The sequence below is a fragment of the Paractinoplanes brasiliensis genome (genome assembly GCF_004362215.1).
Lineage (GTDB): Bacteria > Actinomycetota > Actinomycetes > Mycobacteriales > Micromonosporaceae > Actinoplanes > Actinoplanes brasiliensis.
Window position 1 is genome coordinate 1,605,732 of sequence record NZ_SNWR01000002.1, and the last position, 14,247, is coordinate 1,619,978.

At 70.4% G+C, this 14,247-nt stretch carries 16 protein-coding genes and 1 pseudogene; 6 read left to right on the top strand and 11 right to left on the bottom strand.

Features of this window, described 5'->3' with window-relative positions; all coding sequences use genetic code 11:
• Positions 1–48: 48 nt before the first annotated feature.
• The 7 genes from C8E87_RS46115 to C8E87_RS39305 form a co-directional block, all read right to left on the bottom strand.
• Positions 49–303, bottom strand: a complete 255-nt coding sequence (locus C8E87_RS46115) for a hypothetical protein (protein ID WP_239080064.1) — start codon at positions 301–303, stop codon at positions 49–51.
• Positions 304–365: 62 nt separating this feature from the next.
• Complete coding sequence (locus tag C8E87_RS39280) at positions 366–887, bottom strand: copper resistance CopC family protein (protein ID WP_133878423.1); 522 nt, start codon at positions 885–887, stop codon at positions 366–368.
• Positions 884–2,050, bottom strand: coding sequence for a Dyp-type peroxidase (locus tag C8E87_RS39285; RefSeq protein WP_133878424.1), 1,167 nt, complete (start codon positions 2,048–2,050; stop codon positions 884–886). Before C8E87_RS39285 ends, C8E87_RS39280 begins: the two co-directional genes overlap by 4 nt.
• Complete coding sequence (locus tag C8E87_RS39290; protein ID WP_133878425.1) at positions 2,047–2,595, bottom strand: copper chaperone PCu(A)C; 549 nt, start codon at positions 2,593–2,595, stop codon at positions 2,047–2,049. The genes C8E87_RS39285 and C8E87_RS39290 overlap by 4 nt, the downstream gene beginning before the upstream one ends.
• A 90-nt stretch (positions 2,596–2,685) precedes the next feature.
• Positions 2,686–3,060, bottom strand: coding sequence for a hypothetical protein (locus tag C8E87_RS39295; protein ID WP_133878426.1), 375 nt, complete (start codon positions 3,058–3,060; stop codon positions 2,686–2,688).
• A 72-nt stretch (positions 3,061–3,132) separates the two neighbouring features.
• Positions 3,133–5,109: a bifunctional copper resistance protein CopD/cytochrome c oxidase assembly protein gene (locus tag C8E87_RS39300; RefSeq protein WP_239080063.1), complete on the bottom strand. Its 1,977-nt coding sequence runs from the start codon at positions 5,107–5,109 to the stop codon at positions 3,133–3,135.
• A 40-nt stretch (positions 5,110–5,149) separates the two neighbouring features.
• Positions 5,150–6,259: an epoxide hydrolase family protein gene (locus C8E87_RS39305; RefSeq protein ID WP_133878427.1), complete on the bottom strand. Its 1,110-nt coding sequence runs from the start codon at positions 6,257–6,259 to the stop codon at positions 5,150–5,152.
• Between the two features lie 90 nt (positions 6,260–6,349).
• Between C8E87_RS39305 and C8E87_RS39310 the strand changes: the two genes are divergently transcribed.
• The 6 genes and pseudogenes from C8E87_RS39310 to C8E87_RS46120 all read left to right on the top strand — a co-directional run bounded on the left by C8E87_RS39310 (position 6,350) and on the right by C8E87_RS46120 (position 9,600).
• Positions 6,350–6,874 carry a CGNR zinc finger domain-containing protein gene (locus C8E87_RS39310; RefSeq protein ID WP_133878428.1) on the top strand — a complete coding sequence of 175 codons (525 nt, stop codon included), beginning with the start codon at positions 6,350–6,352 and terminating at the stop codon, positions 6,872–6,874.
• Positions 6,871–7,053 (top strand): hypothetical protein, encoded by a 183-nt coding sequence (locus tag C8E87_RS39315; protein ID WP_133878429.1) that lies wholly within the window; start codon positions 6,871–6,873, stop codon positions 7,051–7,053. Before C8E87_RS39310 ends, C8E87_RS39315 begins: the two co-directional genes overlap by 4 nt.
• Before the next feature lie 43 nt (positions 7,054–7,096).
• Positions 7,097–8,419: a hypothetical protein gene (locus C8E87_RS39320; protein WP_133878430.1), complete on the top strand. Its 1,323-nt coding sequence runs from the start codon at positions 7,097–7,099 to the stop codon at positions 8,417–8,419.
• Complete coding sequence (locus C8E87_RS39325) at positions 8,406–9,038, top strand: ATP-binding cassette domain-containing protein (RefSeq protein ID WP_133878431.1); 633 nt, start codon at positions 8,406–8,408, stop codon at positions 9,036–9,038. The genes C8E87_RS39320 and C8E87_RS39325 overlap by 14 nt, the downstream gene beginning before the upstream one ends.
• 20 nt (positions 9,039–9,058) lie before the next feature.
• Positions 9,059–9,352, top strand: a pseudogene (locus C8E87_RS46890) (P-loop nucleotide/nucleoside kinase family protein); the annotation flags it as partial.
• A gap of 77 nt (positions 9,353–9,429) precedes the next feature.
• Positions 9,430–9,600, top strand: a complete 171-nt coding sequence (locus C8E87_RS46120) for a hypothetical protein (protein WP_243755198.1) — start codon at positions 9,430–9,432, stop codon at positions 9,598–9,600.
• Here the strand turns inward: C8E87_RS46120 and mraY are convergent.
• From mraY to C8E87_RS39350, 4 genes are all read right to left on the bottom strand, one after another.
• Complete coding sequence (gene mraY, locus C8E87_RS39335; RefSeq protein ID WP_133878432.1) at positions 9,597–10,700, bottom strand: phospho-N-acetylmuramoyl-pentapeptide-transferase; 1,104 nt, start codon at positions 10,698–10,700, stop codon at positions 9,597–9,599. The two genes, C8E87_RS46120 and mraY, sit on opposite strands and share 4 nt — an antisense overlap.
• 212 nt (positions 10,701–10,912) lie before the next feature.
• Positions 10,913–12,427: a glycosyltransferase family 2 protein gene (locus tag C8E87_RS39340; protein ID WP_133878433.1), complete on the bottom strand. Its 1,515-nt coding sequence runs from the start codon at positions 12,425–12,427 to the stop codon at positions 10,913–10,915.
• The gene (locus tag C8E87_RS39345; RefSeq protein ID WP_239080061.1) at positions 12,424–13,065 is read right to left on the bottom strand and encodes a hypothetical protein; all 642 of its coding nucleotides are present in this window, start codon (positions 13,063–13,065) and stop codon (positions 12,424–12,426) included. Before C8E87_RS39345 ends, C8E87_RS39340 begins: the two co-directional genes overlap by 4 nt.
• 268 nt (positions 13,066–13,333) lie before the next feature.
• The gene (locus C8E87_RS39350; protein WP_133878434.1) at positions 13,334–13,873 is read right to left on the bottom strand and encodes a hypothetical protein; all 540 of its coding nucleotides are present in this window, start codon (positions 13,871–13,873) and stop codon (positions 13,334–13,336) included.
• Between the last annotated feature and the right edge of the window lie 374 nt (positions 13,874–14,247).

Below are 14,247 nucleotides of genomic sequence, written 5' to 3' on the forward strand. Positions count from 1 at the left end.
TCATCCCCAGTCTTATCCCGCCCCGCCGGCGGCATACCGGGTTGTGCGTCACATCCCGTCCGGTGACCCGGGACAAACACCGGGACTCGCGCGGCCCTGTCCCAGATCGGCTTCTTCGCGAGGCATGGGCGTGGGCCCGGTCGTGGCAGTCGGCACCTGCTGATCGGCTACACCACCCTGGGTGTAGTCCTGCACGTAGATCGCGTAGCGCCGAACCCCGAGCTGGTCGAGCAACCCGGCCGTCAGCTCGCTCAGCGCGTCGAACGTGTAGCCGAACTCGTCCGCGCCGGGCGCGTCGGACAACCCGAACCCGCAGGCTCAAGGCGCGCCGGCACCACCAGCGCAAAACCACCTGACCCGGAAGGTCATGGCAACTGCTTCGACTTCAAGGCGCGCCGGGCGGTGAGGGCGAAGTACGCCGCCAAACCGATGAGAGCGACGGCGGCCACGCCGAAGACGAGGAGCACGCCGGGCGGGACGACGCGGGACGATGCGGCAGGCACGGCTACCGGGGACGGCGCCGACGAGGACGAGCCGACCGTGAAGACGTACGAGCCCTGCACGGTGTGCCCGTCCTTGGACACGACCCGATAGGCAACTGTGTACACACCGTCCGCCACGGGCGCCTCCAGCGCCACCGTCACCGTCGCGGATGTGATCGCCGGTGGGCCGGTTGGGATTCGCGTACGGGCTGTGTCGCTGAGGACGATCGTGGTGAACGACGGGTTCGGTTCCTCGCTGAAGCGCAATGTGACCTCGGCCGGCGAGGTGGGCAGCACCGCCCCCGCGGCCGGCGCCGACGACAGCAACTGAGCGTGCGCCCACGCCGGGACGGCCGGCACGCTCACCGCCACCACCGCGGCCAGCACCACCATCAGACGCCTCATGTCAGGACCTGTTCGCCGATCCACCCGCCGGGCGAGCAGCCGGGCGGGACAGCGAACACCGCGGACCCGATCGGCGTGATCCACTCGTTGAGCAGGTCCTTGTCGGCCAGCCGCTGCTGGATCGGGAGGTACTGCTCGGTGATGGACCGCTGGTACGAGGCGAAGATGAGACCCGAGTCGGGGTGCCCGGCCGCGTTCGGGGCGCCGTCGTAGTTGTACGGGCGGCGCAGGATCTTCAGTTTGGGATCGGTCACGCGGGCCCGGGTGACGTGCGAGAAGTCGGGCATCGCGGGCAGCCCCGACTCGTCGAGTTGGGCGAAGTCCGGTTCGTCGTGCTCCTTCGTGCCGCTCAGGGGTGCTCCCGATTCGAGGCGCCGGCCGACCGCGTTCTCCTTGTCGGTGACGGCCAGTTTGTCCCAGGTCTCGATCTCGGCGCGGATCCGCCGCACCACCAGCGTGGTGGATCCGTCCGGGTTCCACACCACGGGTTCGATCTCGGCGCCGCGGGGGTTGGCGGTGCCGTCGAGCTGGCCGAGCAGATTGCGCTGGGTGTGTTCGGGGGCCTGCACGCCGGGGCTGCGCCGGAAACCCTGCTGCACCCAGCGGACGGCGGCGAACGGCCGGGTGTCCTTGATGAGCATCCGCTGCGTGTGCGCGACGGTCAGCGGGTCGTCGGCGCAGATCTGCAGCAGCAGGTCTCCTCCTGACCAGCGGCTCTCGAGCCGGTCGATGCGGAACTTGGGCAGATCGGCGACGGGGGGTCTCAGCCCCGCGGCGCGATAGAGCCCCGGCCCGAACCCGAACGTCACCGTGAGCCGGGCCGGCAGCACGGCCAGGGGCGCGTCGGTGTCGCCGAGCGCCGGCACACCCTGCGTCAGCCGGGCGACGTCGTCGGTGAGCAGCCGCATCATCCGGGCCAGGGCCCGCCGGTCGGTGCCGGCGGGCAGGGTGAACGCGACGAACGCGGCGTGGGCGGGCGGGTCCTCGGCGACGCCCGCCTGGCGCGGACCGTGGAACGGCACCGTCGCCGTCCCGGTGGTCAGCGCCGCGGCGGTTGCGGGAACACTTTCCCGGCCGGTCGTGGCGACCACCGCGGCGCCGCCCGCCACACCGAGCCCGGCGACCGCCGCTCCCCCGGCGAGCAAGTGGCGGCGTGTCGTCACGGGGCCATGCTTCCCATCGGCATGCCCGAGCCGTGCGAGCCCGGGTCGTAGCTCTCCTCGGCGCCAGCGAACGGCTTGGCGATCGCCGTGAACGGAACCGTCGAGCCGTCGCCCAGCTTCAGCGTGAACGTGACCTGGTCACCGGGTTCGATGGCCTCCTTCGGCTTCATCAGCATCAGGTGGTCGCCGCCCGGGCCGAGCTCGTGCGTGCCCTTGGACTTGACGACGAAGCCGCCCTCCTTGGGCCGCATGATCATCTTGCCGTCCTTCATGGTCATCTCGTGCAGCTCGAGCGGCGAGGCCGGGGATTCCGCGCCGGTGACCGTGATGTCCGCGCCGGTGTCGTTGACCAGCGTGCCGAACGCGGCCGTCATCGTGCCCGCCGGGGCCGCCTTGACCCACGGGTCCTTGATCGTCAGCGTGGCCCCGGCCGCTGTCGCCGGTGCGGGAGTGCCGCCGGCCGCGGTGGCCGTGTCGTCGCTGTTCGCACAGCCGGTCAGACCGAGCGCGGCCAGTGCCGCGACCGCGATGAGATTGATTCGCATGATGTCCGTTCCTCGTTCGGGGACTGCGCTGCGTTGGTCCCGTCCGAGGCCCGGGAAGTTCCCGCCCCCACCCGACTTTTTCGCCGGCGCTCACACACACGGCGAGCCTTTGACCCCCGTCGCCAGCTTCCGCTCGTCGTCACCGTCCACGATGATCGACCCGATTTCCCCCACGTACGCCACCTCAGCCGCTGCCTCGCAGACAGCACGCGCCGCGTCCTTGTCCGCGGGGCCGAGCGACGTCCCGACGTACAGCGTCGTGCAGCCGGCGATCACCTGAACCACCTCGACGGCGTCCGACGTCATCACGTCCGCGACGGCCTTCACCGTGTCATCGCCGCACTTCGGAGCCGGCGTCGCGGTGGGCATGGCGTCATCCGCGTACGGAATGTCGTCGAACGCGCTCGCACACCCGGTCAGCGCCGTCGCAGCCAGCAGGGACACCACAACCATCCGAATTCTCATGCCCGGAATGCTGGCCGCACGCCCCAAAGGATCCCCAAACACCGACCCGATCGATACCGGCGACGGACGCCGTCACGGTTCCTGGCGGGCCGGCTCCCCAGTCGACGCCGCTGCCAGGAAAGCGTTGTACCGAGCCAGCTCGTCCTCCTCCCCCGTGGCGTCGGCTCGTGTGGCGGCGCGGTCCAGCCGGGCCTGTTCGCGCTCGTCCGAGCGGATCCACTGCCGTACGAGAACGAGCAGGACCACCACGGCCGGCAGCTCGCCGAAGGCCCACGCCAGCGACGCCCCGAGATGCTGGTCGTCGAGCAGGGGCGCGGCCCACGGCGGGTGGACGGCGGTGTACCAGTCGGACGCGATGACGGTGGCCGACTGCAGCAGCACGAAACCGAAGAAGGCGTGCGCCACCATCGACAGGAAGTGCACGACGGTGAGCAGCGCGGGATGCACCCGCCGGCGTCCCGGGTCGGCGCCGATCAGCACCCAGAAGAGCAGGTAGCCGGCCAGCACGAAGTGCGTCAGCATGGCCAGGTGCCCGAGGTGGTAACGCATCAGCGTGCCCAGCAGGCCACCCAGGTACAGCCCGTACAGGCTGCCCACGTAGACGACGAGCGCGACCACCGGGTGGCTGAGAAAACGTGCCACCCGGCTGTGCAGGACGACCAGCAGCCATTCCCGGGCGCCGCGCACCTGCGGGTCGGCGGGGCGCCGCAGCGTGCGCAGGGCGAGGGTGACGGGGGCGCCGCCGACGAGCAGGATCGGCACGGCCATCGAGAGCGCCATGTGCTGCACCATGTGGACGCTGAACAGCACGTACGCGTACCGCGCGACCCCCAGTCCGGTCACCGCGCCGAGCAGCAGCATCCCGCCGATCCACGAGGCGGTCCGCGCGATCGGCCAGGGGTGCCCGGCCCGGCGCAGGCGGACGACACCGGCCACGTACGCGGCGATGCCGACGGCCACGACGGTCAGGAAGAACATGTCCGGCAGCGGGTTCGCGAGCATGGCGCGGGCGGTCGGCGGGCCGGGCATCGCGAACCCGAGCAGTTCGACCAGCGGGTCCGGTTCGGCCAGCTCCTCGGGCACCGGGGCCGGGCTGCGGGACAACGCCACGGCGAGCCCGGTCGCGGCGGCCAGCACGACCACTTCACCCACGGCGAGCCGCACGAACCCGTACGTGGTCGAGGCGCGCAGCGTCCGGGTCCGGTGCACCGCCCCGATGACGCCCACGGCGAGCAGCGCGAAAACCTTCAACAGCACCAATTGCCCGTACGGGGAACTCTGCAACGCCTCCCACGAGCCCACCCGGATTCCGGCGTTGACGACCCCGCTGACCGCCGTGGCCAGGAAACACGAGAGGGCGAGGCGGCTGTAGCGCGCGGCCGTGTCAGCGAAACGGCGGTGACGCCGTACGAGCAACACGCCGGTCAGACCGCCCACCCACAGCGCGGCGGCCAGCACGTGCAGGGCCAGGCTGGTCACCGCGATCTGGTGGTTGCCCGCGCCGGCCGAGTGTCCCGTGAACGCGGGCGGCAGGAGCGCAACCATCGCCAGCCCGGCCGTGACGGCGGCCGCGGCCCGGGAGACACCGGCACGTGAACAGGCGGCCACCGCGAGCGCGAACCCGATCTGCAGCAGCAAAGCCTGGCCTTGCGAGACCGAGAACCCGAAACTGACGACCGCTTGGCGGCTCAGGCCCGCGACGGGGATGCCGAGGATGTCCGACACGGACAGAACCACGATCGCGGCTGCCGCGAACGCCCAGGCCAGGGCCAGCCAGGTGACGCGGCGCAGCAGCACCCAGCCGTGCGCGGCGACGCTGCGGCCGTCACCCGGCAGCAGGAACGCGGCGGTGACGGCCAGCCCGACGGTGAGCACGCCCAGCACCTCGGCCAGCAGCGTGAACGCCGGCAGCGCCCACTCGGTCACCGGCCCCGGATCGGGCAGCCCGGGCAGCGCTTCCGTGTTCACCGCGCCGCCGAACATCAGCGCCGCCACCAGCACCGCACCGGCCGCCCCCGCGGCCGAACCCACCACAACCGGAGTTCTCACACTCCGGTTGTCGCGGATCGCGGCCCGGGAGTTCCCGTCGTCACCGCAGCGTGCGGAAGAACACCGTGATGTCCTCGGCGAGCAGCTCGGTTTCCTCGTACGCCGCGAAGTGGCCCCCGCGCGGCATGACCGTGTACCGGGCCAGGTTGTACGTCCGCTCGGCCCAGCTGCGCGGCTGCCCGCCCGGGATGTCGGCCGGGAACAGGGCCAGCGCCGTCGGCGTCTCGACCCGCTCGACCGGGGGCACCAGGTCGTGGCCGCGCTCGTAGTACGGCCGGAACGACGTCGAGACGGAGCCGGTGAACCAGTACAGCGAGGCCTGGGTGAGCAGGAACTCGTCATCGATCTTGGCCGGGTCGTCGCTCCACGCGCGGTACTTCTCGCCGATCCAGGCCAGCAGCCCCGACGGCGAGTCGGTCAGCCCCTGCGCCAGCGTGAGCGGACGCGTCTCCTGCTGGTGCGAGTAGCCGCGCTCGGCGGCGAACCACTGCTGCTTGCGTTCCAGGTACGCCCGTTCCTCGTCGGTCAGCGACGCCGGGTCAAAGCTCGGCGGGTCGGCCAGGTCGAGCACGTGCAGGCCGGTCACCGCCTCGGGGTGGGCCTGCGCGATCCGGATGACGTCGCCGGCGCCGATGTCCGACCCGTGCAGGCCGTAGTGCTCGAATCCCAGCGCCTCACGCATCAGCCGGTGCCACAGGTCGTGGGTGTGCGGGGCGCCCAGCGCGGGCCGTTGCGGGGCGACGCCGAACCCGGGCAGCGACGGCAGGACGACGGTCAACGCGTCGGCCGGGTCTCCCCCGAAGCGGGACGGCTGGGACAAACGCTCGGCCAGCCCGGTCAGCTCGAGGAACGAACTGGGCCAGCCGTTCGCCATCAGCAGCGCCGGGGCGTCCGCCCGCTCGGCGTCGAAGCGCAGATAGGGCACGGTCAGCCCGTCGATCTCGGCCGACCCGGAGGGCAGCGCGTTGATGGCGGCCTCGTGCTTGCGCCAGTCGTACGCCGAAGCCCAGAACTCGACCAGGCGGCGCAGCTCGGCGCCGTCGAACCCGGCGTTCCGCCCGTCGAGCGGCCATTGCCGCGCCCACCGGGTCGCCCGCAGACGGGCCCGCAGGTCGTCAAGGTCCTCGTCGGAGACGTTCAGCAACGTCATGGTTCCTCCCTCATCACTCGTCGACACCAACAAACGCTAATACCGGTGTTGGGTCGACGTCAAACACCGCTTTTCCGATACGATGGTGTCGTGGTTGATCTGGATGTGGTCGTGGACCTCCTGAACACGATCGACAAACGCACGTTCCGCCGGCACGGCGAGCCCCACGTGGCGGGCGAGCACCTGACCTCCCCGCAGGCCCTGGCCGACTGGCTCACAACGGCCCATCTGCCCACTTCCCACGGCTCCCGCCTGGATCCGGGGGACCTCGCGGCCGCGATCGCGCTGCGCGAGGCCTTGCGGGCGGCACTCGACGGCGACTCGGCAGCGCTCGCCGGCTACCCCGTACGCCTCGTCCCGGGCCCGCCCGACGAAGGCCTGCGCCTCGCCGCCGGCACGGGCCGGCCGTGGCTCGACGAGATCGTCGAGACCGTGGCGGCGAGCGTGGCCCGGGGCGACTGGAAGCGGGTCAAGCTCTGCGCCGCGCCCGACTGCCGCTGGGCCTTCCACGACACCTCCCGCAACGGCCGCGGACGCTGGTGCGAGATGGGCGTCTGCGGCAACCGGCACAAGACCCGCGCCTACCGCGAGCGCCGCCAGCAGCACACGGTGTGACCTGGAACTTCTGCGCCTCGATGAGCGACTACCCGCTCGTCGAGGACGGGGACGAACAGGCCGCTCGCCGGCGCTGCCACCCACCGGGACGGCAGGCGGCCGCGCGGCGGGCGCCGGTCGCCACGTGCTGCCCTTCCGTCCGGGTCTCCGACACGGACTTCGCCCACCTGCGACGTTGAACGGGGGCAACGGCCGGGCCACTGTTTGCGGCAGGATGGCTCCATGCTGGTGCGAGCCGCGTTCGGGGCGCTGTTCCGCGGCGGCCTGTGGTCGGTTCTGGTCGTGCTGGCCTTCGTCGTGGCCGGCACGGCATGCGCGGCGCCGGGCATGTTCGCCGAGGCCGCGCGCAACGCGGCCTTCCAGGCGGCCCGCGACGCGGTGCCCGCCACGGCCCGGCAGGACGACGCCGCCCTCGTACGGGTGACCGGTTCCCGTTCCCCGCGCAGCGCCGGCCAGCAGCGCCTGCTCACCGAGCTGCGGACCATCCCGCACCTGTCGGAGCCGCGGCTCGACGGCGGCTCGGCCGGTCGTGAGCTGTCCTGGTCGAAGCCGTGGTCGTCGACCGTCACGGCCGGTTCGCGCCAGGCCAAGGCCCGGCTGTACGCGGTGACCGACCCTGCCGCCGAGCTGGTGGTCACCGACGCGAGCGGCCCGCCGGGCGGGGTCTGGCTGCCCCAGCCGCTGGGTTTCCGTGCCGGTGAGACGGTGACGATCGCGGTCGCCGACAAGCGGGCCACCGCCACGGTCACCGGCCTGTACGCGGTCGGGCCGGACGGGCGGCGGCCCGCCGACCTGCCCGGCAGCCTGCTCTGGGCCCTACGCGACCGCGACCTGCCGTTCGACTCGAGGACGACCTCGGTCAAGGCCCACCTCATCATCGGCGACGTGCCGACCACCGAACGGCTGGCCGTGCAGGTTCACGACCAGATCCTGTGGGCCGCCGAGTCGACCCTGGACCCGGACGCGACCCTGACCGAGGCGCGCGAGACCGGTCGCGGGGTCGCCGAGTTGCGCCGCCGGGTGGCCGCCCAGGGCTTCGACGGCGGGCAGGACGCGGTCACCGTCCCGCTCGGCGCCGAGCCCGAACGCGTCAACACGGCCGCCTCGCTGCGACAACGCGACGTCCATGTGGCGGCGGCCCGGGCACGTGGCTATCAGGTCGCCGTGGCCGCCTACCTCGCGCTGCTCGCGGTGCTCACCCTCTGTGTGCACGCTCAGCGCACCGCGGCCGCCCGCCGGGCCAGTGACCTCATGCTCATCCGGGTCGGGCTCGGCCGGGCTCGAGCCCTGCGGGTCCGGCTGCTCGAACTGGTGCTGCTCGCCGCCGTCGCCACGACCGCTGCGATCGCCGGTGTGGCCGTCCTGCTGCCCTTCGGTACGCGCCTGCTCGACGACGAGCCGGCCCGCCTGCCCCCGCTGCACTTCGCCCTGACCGGTCCCGCCCTGCTGATCACCGCTACGGTGGGCGCGGGCGCGGTGGTTCTGGCCGCCCTGTTCACCACCAGCCGCTCCGCCGAGGAGGCCTCCTACCGTGACGACGGCTGACCTCGTACGCCTGGAATCCGTGACCCATGTGCGCGGCGCCACCACCGTGCTCAGCGACATCTCGCTGTCGCTGCCCCCGGCCCGCCTCGCCGTGCTCGCGGGCCGCTCCGGCTCGGGCAAATCCACCCTGCTGCACCTGATGGCCGGCGTCATGTCCCCCACCTCGGGCACCGTCCTGGTCGACGGCAAACCGGCCGTCGGCCATCACGAGTGGGACAGGGTGGCCCTGCTCCCCCAGCGCCCCGCCCTGGCCCCCGAGCTGACCGTCGCCGAGAACGCCCACCTGCCGGCCCGGCTGCGCGGCCGCACCCCACCCGCCGATCTGCTGACCCGACTGGGCCTTTCCGGTCTGGCCGCCCGCCCGGCCCACGACACGTCGCTGGGCGAGCAGCAGCGCACGGCCATCGCCCGCACCCTGGTGCTGACCCCCGCGGTGGCCCTGCTCGACGAGCCCACCGCCCACCAGGACGACGAGCACGTGGCGCTGGTGCTGACCGCCCTGACCACCGCGGTCACCGCGGGCACGCTGGTGGTAGCCGCCACCCACGACCAGCGGATCATCGACCTGGCCGACGAGTTGCTCCCCCTGCGCTCGGGCCACCTCGAGCCGGCCCGGTGAAAGTCCCCACCCTGTACCTGATGGTGGGGCTGCCCGCGTCCGGGAAGACCCACCGGGCGCGGGAGCTGGCGGCCGGACACGGCGCCCTGCGGCTCACCCCCGACGAATGGGCGCTCACCCTTTTCGGTCAGGAGGACCGTCACCAGGAGCCCGGCGGCAAACGCTGGCTGCTGGAGGGCCGGCTCGTCGCGCTGGGGATCGACGCCCTGCGCCTGGGCCTCAGCGTCGTCCTCGACTTCGGACTCTGGTCACGCGACGAGCGGTCCGCCCTGCGCTGGATGGCCGCCGCGGTGGGAGCGTCCTGCGAGATCGTGTACCTGCCGGTGGAACGCGACGTGCAGTGGACCCGGATCCAGAACCGCTGGAACCAAACGCCGGAGCGGACCTTCCCATGGCCGAGGCGGAACTCGACCCCTGGAGGGAGCAGTTCCAGGTCCCCGGCCCGGACGAGCTCACCGGTTCGTCCCTGCCGGCCCCACCCTCCGGGTTTCAGAGCTGGTTCGACTGGGCTCAGCGCTTCTGGCCGTCCCTCGCCGAAAGCCTGGACGGCCGGGCCCTCTAACCGGTGGCGGCCAGGAAGTCCGAGTAGAACAGGCCCAGGCCCGCGGCCACGCTGACACCGGCGATGACCCAGAAACGCACCACGATGTTGACCTCGCTCCAGCCGGCCAGCTCGAAGTGGTGGTGCAACGGCACCATCCGGAAGACACGCCGCCCGGTGGTCCGGTACGAGACGATCTGGATGACCCAGGTGACCGTGATCAGCACGAAGAGCCCGCCGATCAGGATCGAGAGCAACGTCGTACGGGTGGCCACCGCGAGCCCGCCGATCAGCGCGCCGAGCGCGAGCGAGCCCACGTCCCCCATGAAGATCCGCGCCGGGGACGTGTTCCACCACAGGAACCCGAGACAGGCCCCGGCCGCCGCGGCCGCGATCATCGCGATCTCCAACGGGTCGCGGACCTGATAGCAGTACTCGTCGACCCGGGCGTACCCGTCGTCGGCGCACCAGTGCCGGTACTGCCAGAACCCGATCAGCGCGTACGCCCCCAGCACCAGCACCGACGCGCCGGTGGCCAGCCCGTCGAGGCCATCGGTGAGGTTCACGCCGTTCGACATCGCCGTGATCACGAAGACGAACACCAGCACCGAGCCGACCTTGCCCACATCCAGCCAGCTGATGTCGCGGATCAGCGAGATGTGCTCACTGGCCACGGTCTGCCCGTTCGTGCTGGCCACGTAGAGCGCGGCAACGCCGAACCCACCACCCACGAGCGCCTGGCCGAGCAGCTTGCCCTTGGCGCTCAGCCCGTCGGAGTTGCGCCGCCGCACCTTCAGCAGGTCGTCGACGAACCCGACAGCGCCGCAGAACACGAACAACCCGAGCAGCACCAGAGCCGTCATGGTCGGCCCCTCCTGCGCGATCTGCCGCTCCGGCAACGTCGTCAGCGCCACATGCCCGGCAACGTACGCGACGACGGTGGCCAGGATGAACGCGACACCACCCATCGTGGGCGTGCCCGTCTTCGTCAGGTGCGTGGCCGGCCCGATGGACCGGATCGGCTGGCCGGCCTTGAGCGCGGTGAACACCCGGATCGCCACCGGCGTACCGAACAGCGAAACAATGAACGCGACCGCGGTCGCCACAATGACAGCCTTCACCGGCGGGCCTTCACGAGATCATGAATCACGGGACGTGAGCATGCCACCCAACGGCCCGCCGCGCAGACTCGAACCGCCCAACGCCACGATCGCGTCGCCGGCCTCGCCCGCGGCACACCCGCCGGTGCCGTCAGAAAACCGACCGTGCTCGGCGCACGGAAAAGCCCGGCCGATCCCCAAGGACCGGCCGGGCTGTGTGGAACAAGGGCGTATCAGACGGCGAACCCGCGGTGCCGGCGGACCAGTTTGCGCAGCATGAACACGGTCTGGGCGATCGTCGCGATGTACAGGATCGGCCAGCCCAGCGACAGGATCGCCGACTGCACCCCCACGCTCTGCTGGGTCCAGGCGAAGACCGCGCCGCCCATGATGGCCAGCAGGACCACCAGCGGCATCACGTAGGCGGAGCCTTTGCCCTTTTCGGCGTTGGCCTGGGCGGCCCAGTTGTCCTGGTCGGTCTTGGCCAGGAACTGCGCCCAGGCCGACACGAAGTGGCCCATGCGCACCCACATGTACATCTCGGCGGGAATGGCCAAAGCCGCGTACAGCAGGTCGGAGGCGCTCTTGTCCTTCATGGCCAGGGCCAGGCGCAGGTTGAGCAGGATGGCGATGGCCGGCGGGATCAGCCAGATCGGGTTGAAGACGAAGGCGTCGATCGACAGGGCCGCCACGAGCAACAGCAGGAAGCCCAGCCGCGAGGCGATGTTGAAGGCCATCGAGATGTTCTCGAACCAGCGCAGCCGCAGGTTGGGGTGCAGGGGCTGGCCCTTGCTGTCGCCGCGCTGGCCGGGCCAGAACAGGTCGATCGCGCCGAAGTTCCATTTGACCTGCTGGCCGTGCAGGGCTCGCAGGTTGGTCATCGGGCCGACGAACGCGCGGGCGGTGGCGCTGATCTTCGTGCTGTAGCCGGCGTCCTTGATCTGCAGGGAAAGCTTGCTGTCCTCGACCTCGGAGTCGCGCACCCACGGCGCCTGCTGGTGGTGGCGGACCATCACCATTTCGAGCGCGCGCACGTTGAACAGGCTGCACTGGCCGCCGAGCACGGCCATGTTGCGGCCGCGCAACAGGTTGTCCATGTTGAACGCGGCGAACTGGGCGCGCTGACCGGCGATCAGGAAGCGCGCCATCAGGCCCTTGTAGCGGTTCTTGTCGATGCTGTAGATCGCGCTGAGGCCGCCGATGCGCGGGTCGTCGGTCATCTCCAGTTCGAGGCGTTCGACGGCGTCGCGGGCCAGCGTGGTGTCGCCGTCGACGCCCAGGATGAAGTCGTAGCCGCGGGACAGGAAGTAGCCGTAGTTGAGCGCGCCCACCTTCTTGTCGGGGTTGACGCCCATGTCGTGCACGTGGATGTGAGTGACGAACTCCTCGCCCTTGACCGTGCGGGTGTGCTCACCCTCGAACGTACGGGCGATCTCGGGTGTGTCGTCGTCGGTGTTGTTGATGATGACGTGGATGACGTCGGGCAGCCGGGTCTGGGCCAGCAGGCTCTTCAGCACGTCGGCGATCGTTTCCTGCTCGTTGTAGCAGGGGATGATGCAGCTGATCGTGGCGTGGCGGGGTGCGTTGGCGGCCCGGGCGGCGATCTCGCCCGACACCGTCTCGACGGTTTCCAGGTCGGTCAGCTGCGGCGTGGCCGGCGGCAGGGCCAGCTGCCCGGCCTTGGCGCTGCGCGGCAGCAGGATCTGGCGATCGGAGGCCCGGCGAAGTCCGGGCACGGTGTCGGTCACTGGTGGTCACCATTCGTGAGCAGCGGCAGAGTCAGGGTGTCGAGGGCCGTGGAGCGGTAGTAGCTGTTCGACTTGGGCGCGGTTTCCACGAGGAGGTCCATCCGGATGGTCAGCGTGAGCGCCTTCGCTCCCGCGGTGGCCGCCGGCAGCGTCACGACCGTGTTGTAGGGGTACGGCGGGGTGACGTCGAACTTGCCGCTGTCCGTGGCGACCTCGGCCCGCGCGGTGCCGTCGTCCTGCGTCACCTGGAACGTGGTGAGCCGGACCCGGTGGGTGCTGTCGGTGTCCTCGACATGCGCGGCGACGTTGATGGTTTTCTGCGACTCGGCGGTGTACAGCTTCGCGTTGTCGGAGGTCCAGTAGGTCAGGGCGACCGAGAACGTGCCCTGTTTCAGGCTGTGCGTGACGGTGCCCGTGTCGAGGGGCCCGCTGGCGCGTACGGGGGCCTTGACCGTCTGGGCCGTGGGGGCGGCCGACGGGGACGGCGAGGTGCTGCTGGCCGAGCCGCCGGGGAGGAGCGGCTTGCTGCTGCTGGTGACCTCCTTGAGGCTCGCGCAGCCGGTCAGGCTGCCACCCAGCAGGGCGGCCGCCATGGCGAGGGGAAGACCGGTTCTGAGGCCGGCGAAGCTACGAGTCATTCGTCCTGTCCCGCTGGGTTCGGTTCGGGTCTGGGGACGTTGCAAATCGGCTGCCGGACCTCGTAGTTGAGCACCGCCCGAGTGACGCCGATCACTCGCGCGCGTAGAGCCCGGCCAGTTCCGTTCCGATGCGCGCGAGTTCGGCCCGTACGGAGGAGGGTTCGAGCGTGAAACTCAAGGGCGTAGCGCGCCCGCGGGACGTTCCCGGTGGTCGCCCGGAAAAGCGAAAAGCCTCGATCAAACGATCGAGGCTTTTCGCTGATTCAGGTCAGTTGGTGAAGATGACGGTGCCGTAATCGAGGAAACCGACGTTGACCTCGAGCTGAATCTCCTTGGCGGTGGTAAAACCGTAGCCCATCCACCAGGACACTTTCTTACCCGGCAGAATCTTGTTCTCGGGGGCGTCGAGACCGTCCTGGTAGATCGAGTCGGCCTCCTCCCCGTCGCCCGAGGCCGAGCCCGAGGTCAGCGCCGGGTCGAAAACGTCCTTGGTCCCGTTGGTAAAGGTCGACTGGAACTTGAGGAAGACCTTCTTGCCCTCTCCACCCGCCGCGTACTTGTCCTTCTTGAACTTGACCGGCTTGCCAACGGTCAGCGTGCTGCCGTCCTTGAACTTGACGGTCTGCCCGAACTTGTACACGCCCGGCGTGGCCTTGTCGTCCGACTCGTCGGCCGCGGCGCCCTGCTTCGTGTCGGCGGCGACCCCGGTGACAGCTTCACCGGTGTCGTCCGAGCCACCCGCGCCGCAAGCCCACATCCCGATCAGCAGTACGGGGGCGGCGATCCATGTGGCCAGCTTCTTGTTCACGAGATTCCTTAAGTCCTGAATGAATCCTGCTCACGATCGAAACACACCGGTAACCGGACTTGATCGACCGAACGGCCGCGGCTGACCGCTCAACATCCGATCCTCTCCGAGCAAGGTCACGACCATTCCCGAACCATCGGCCGCCGCGATTCAACGAGTCGGCGCCCCGGACGGACGGCCGGTCAGAGAAATGGTCCGATCGGTCCATGCGACACCGGATCGTGTGACGCCCCTCGCGCAATTCCGGCGCATATCGGACCATCCGTTCCCGATGGTCACCCGGCGCGAACGGACACCATGCGGCAAATTGGCCAGGGCGGAATAATCAGGCGGAGATTTCGCATGTGTATTTCGGGAAATTCTCCGCATCAGCG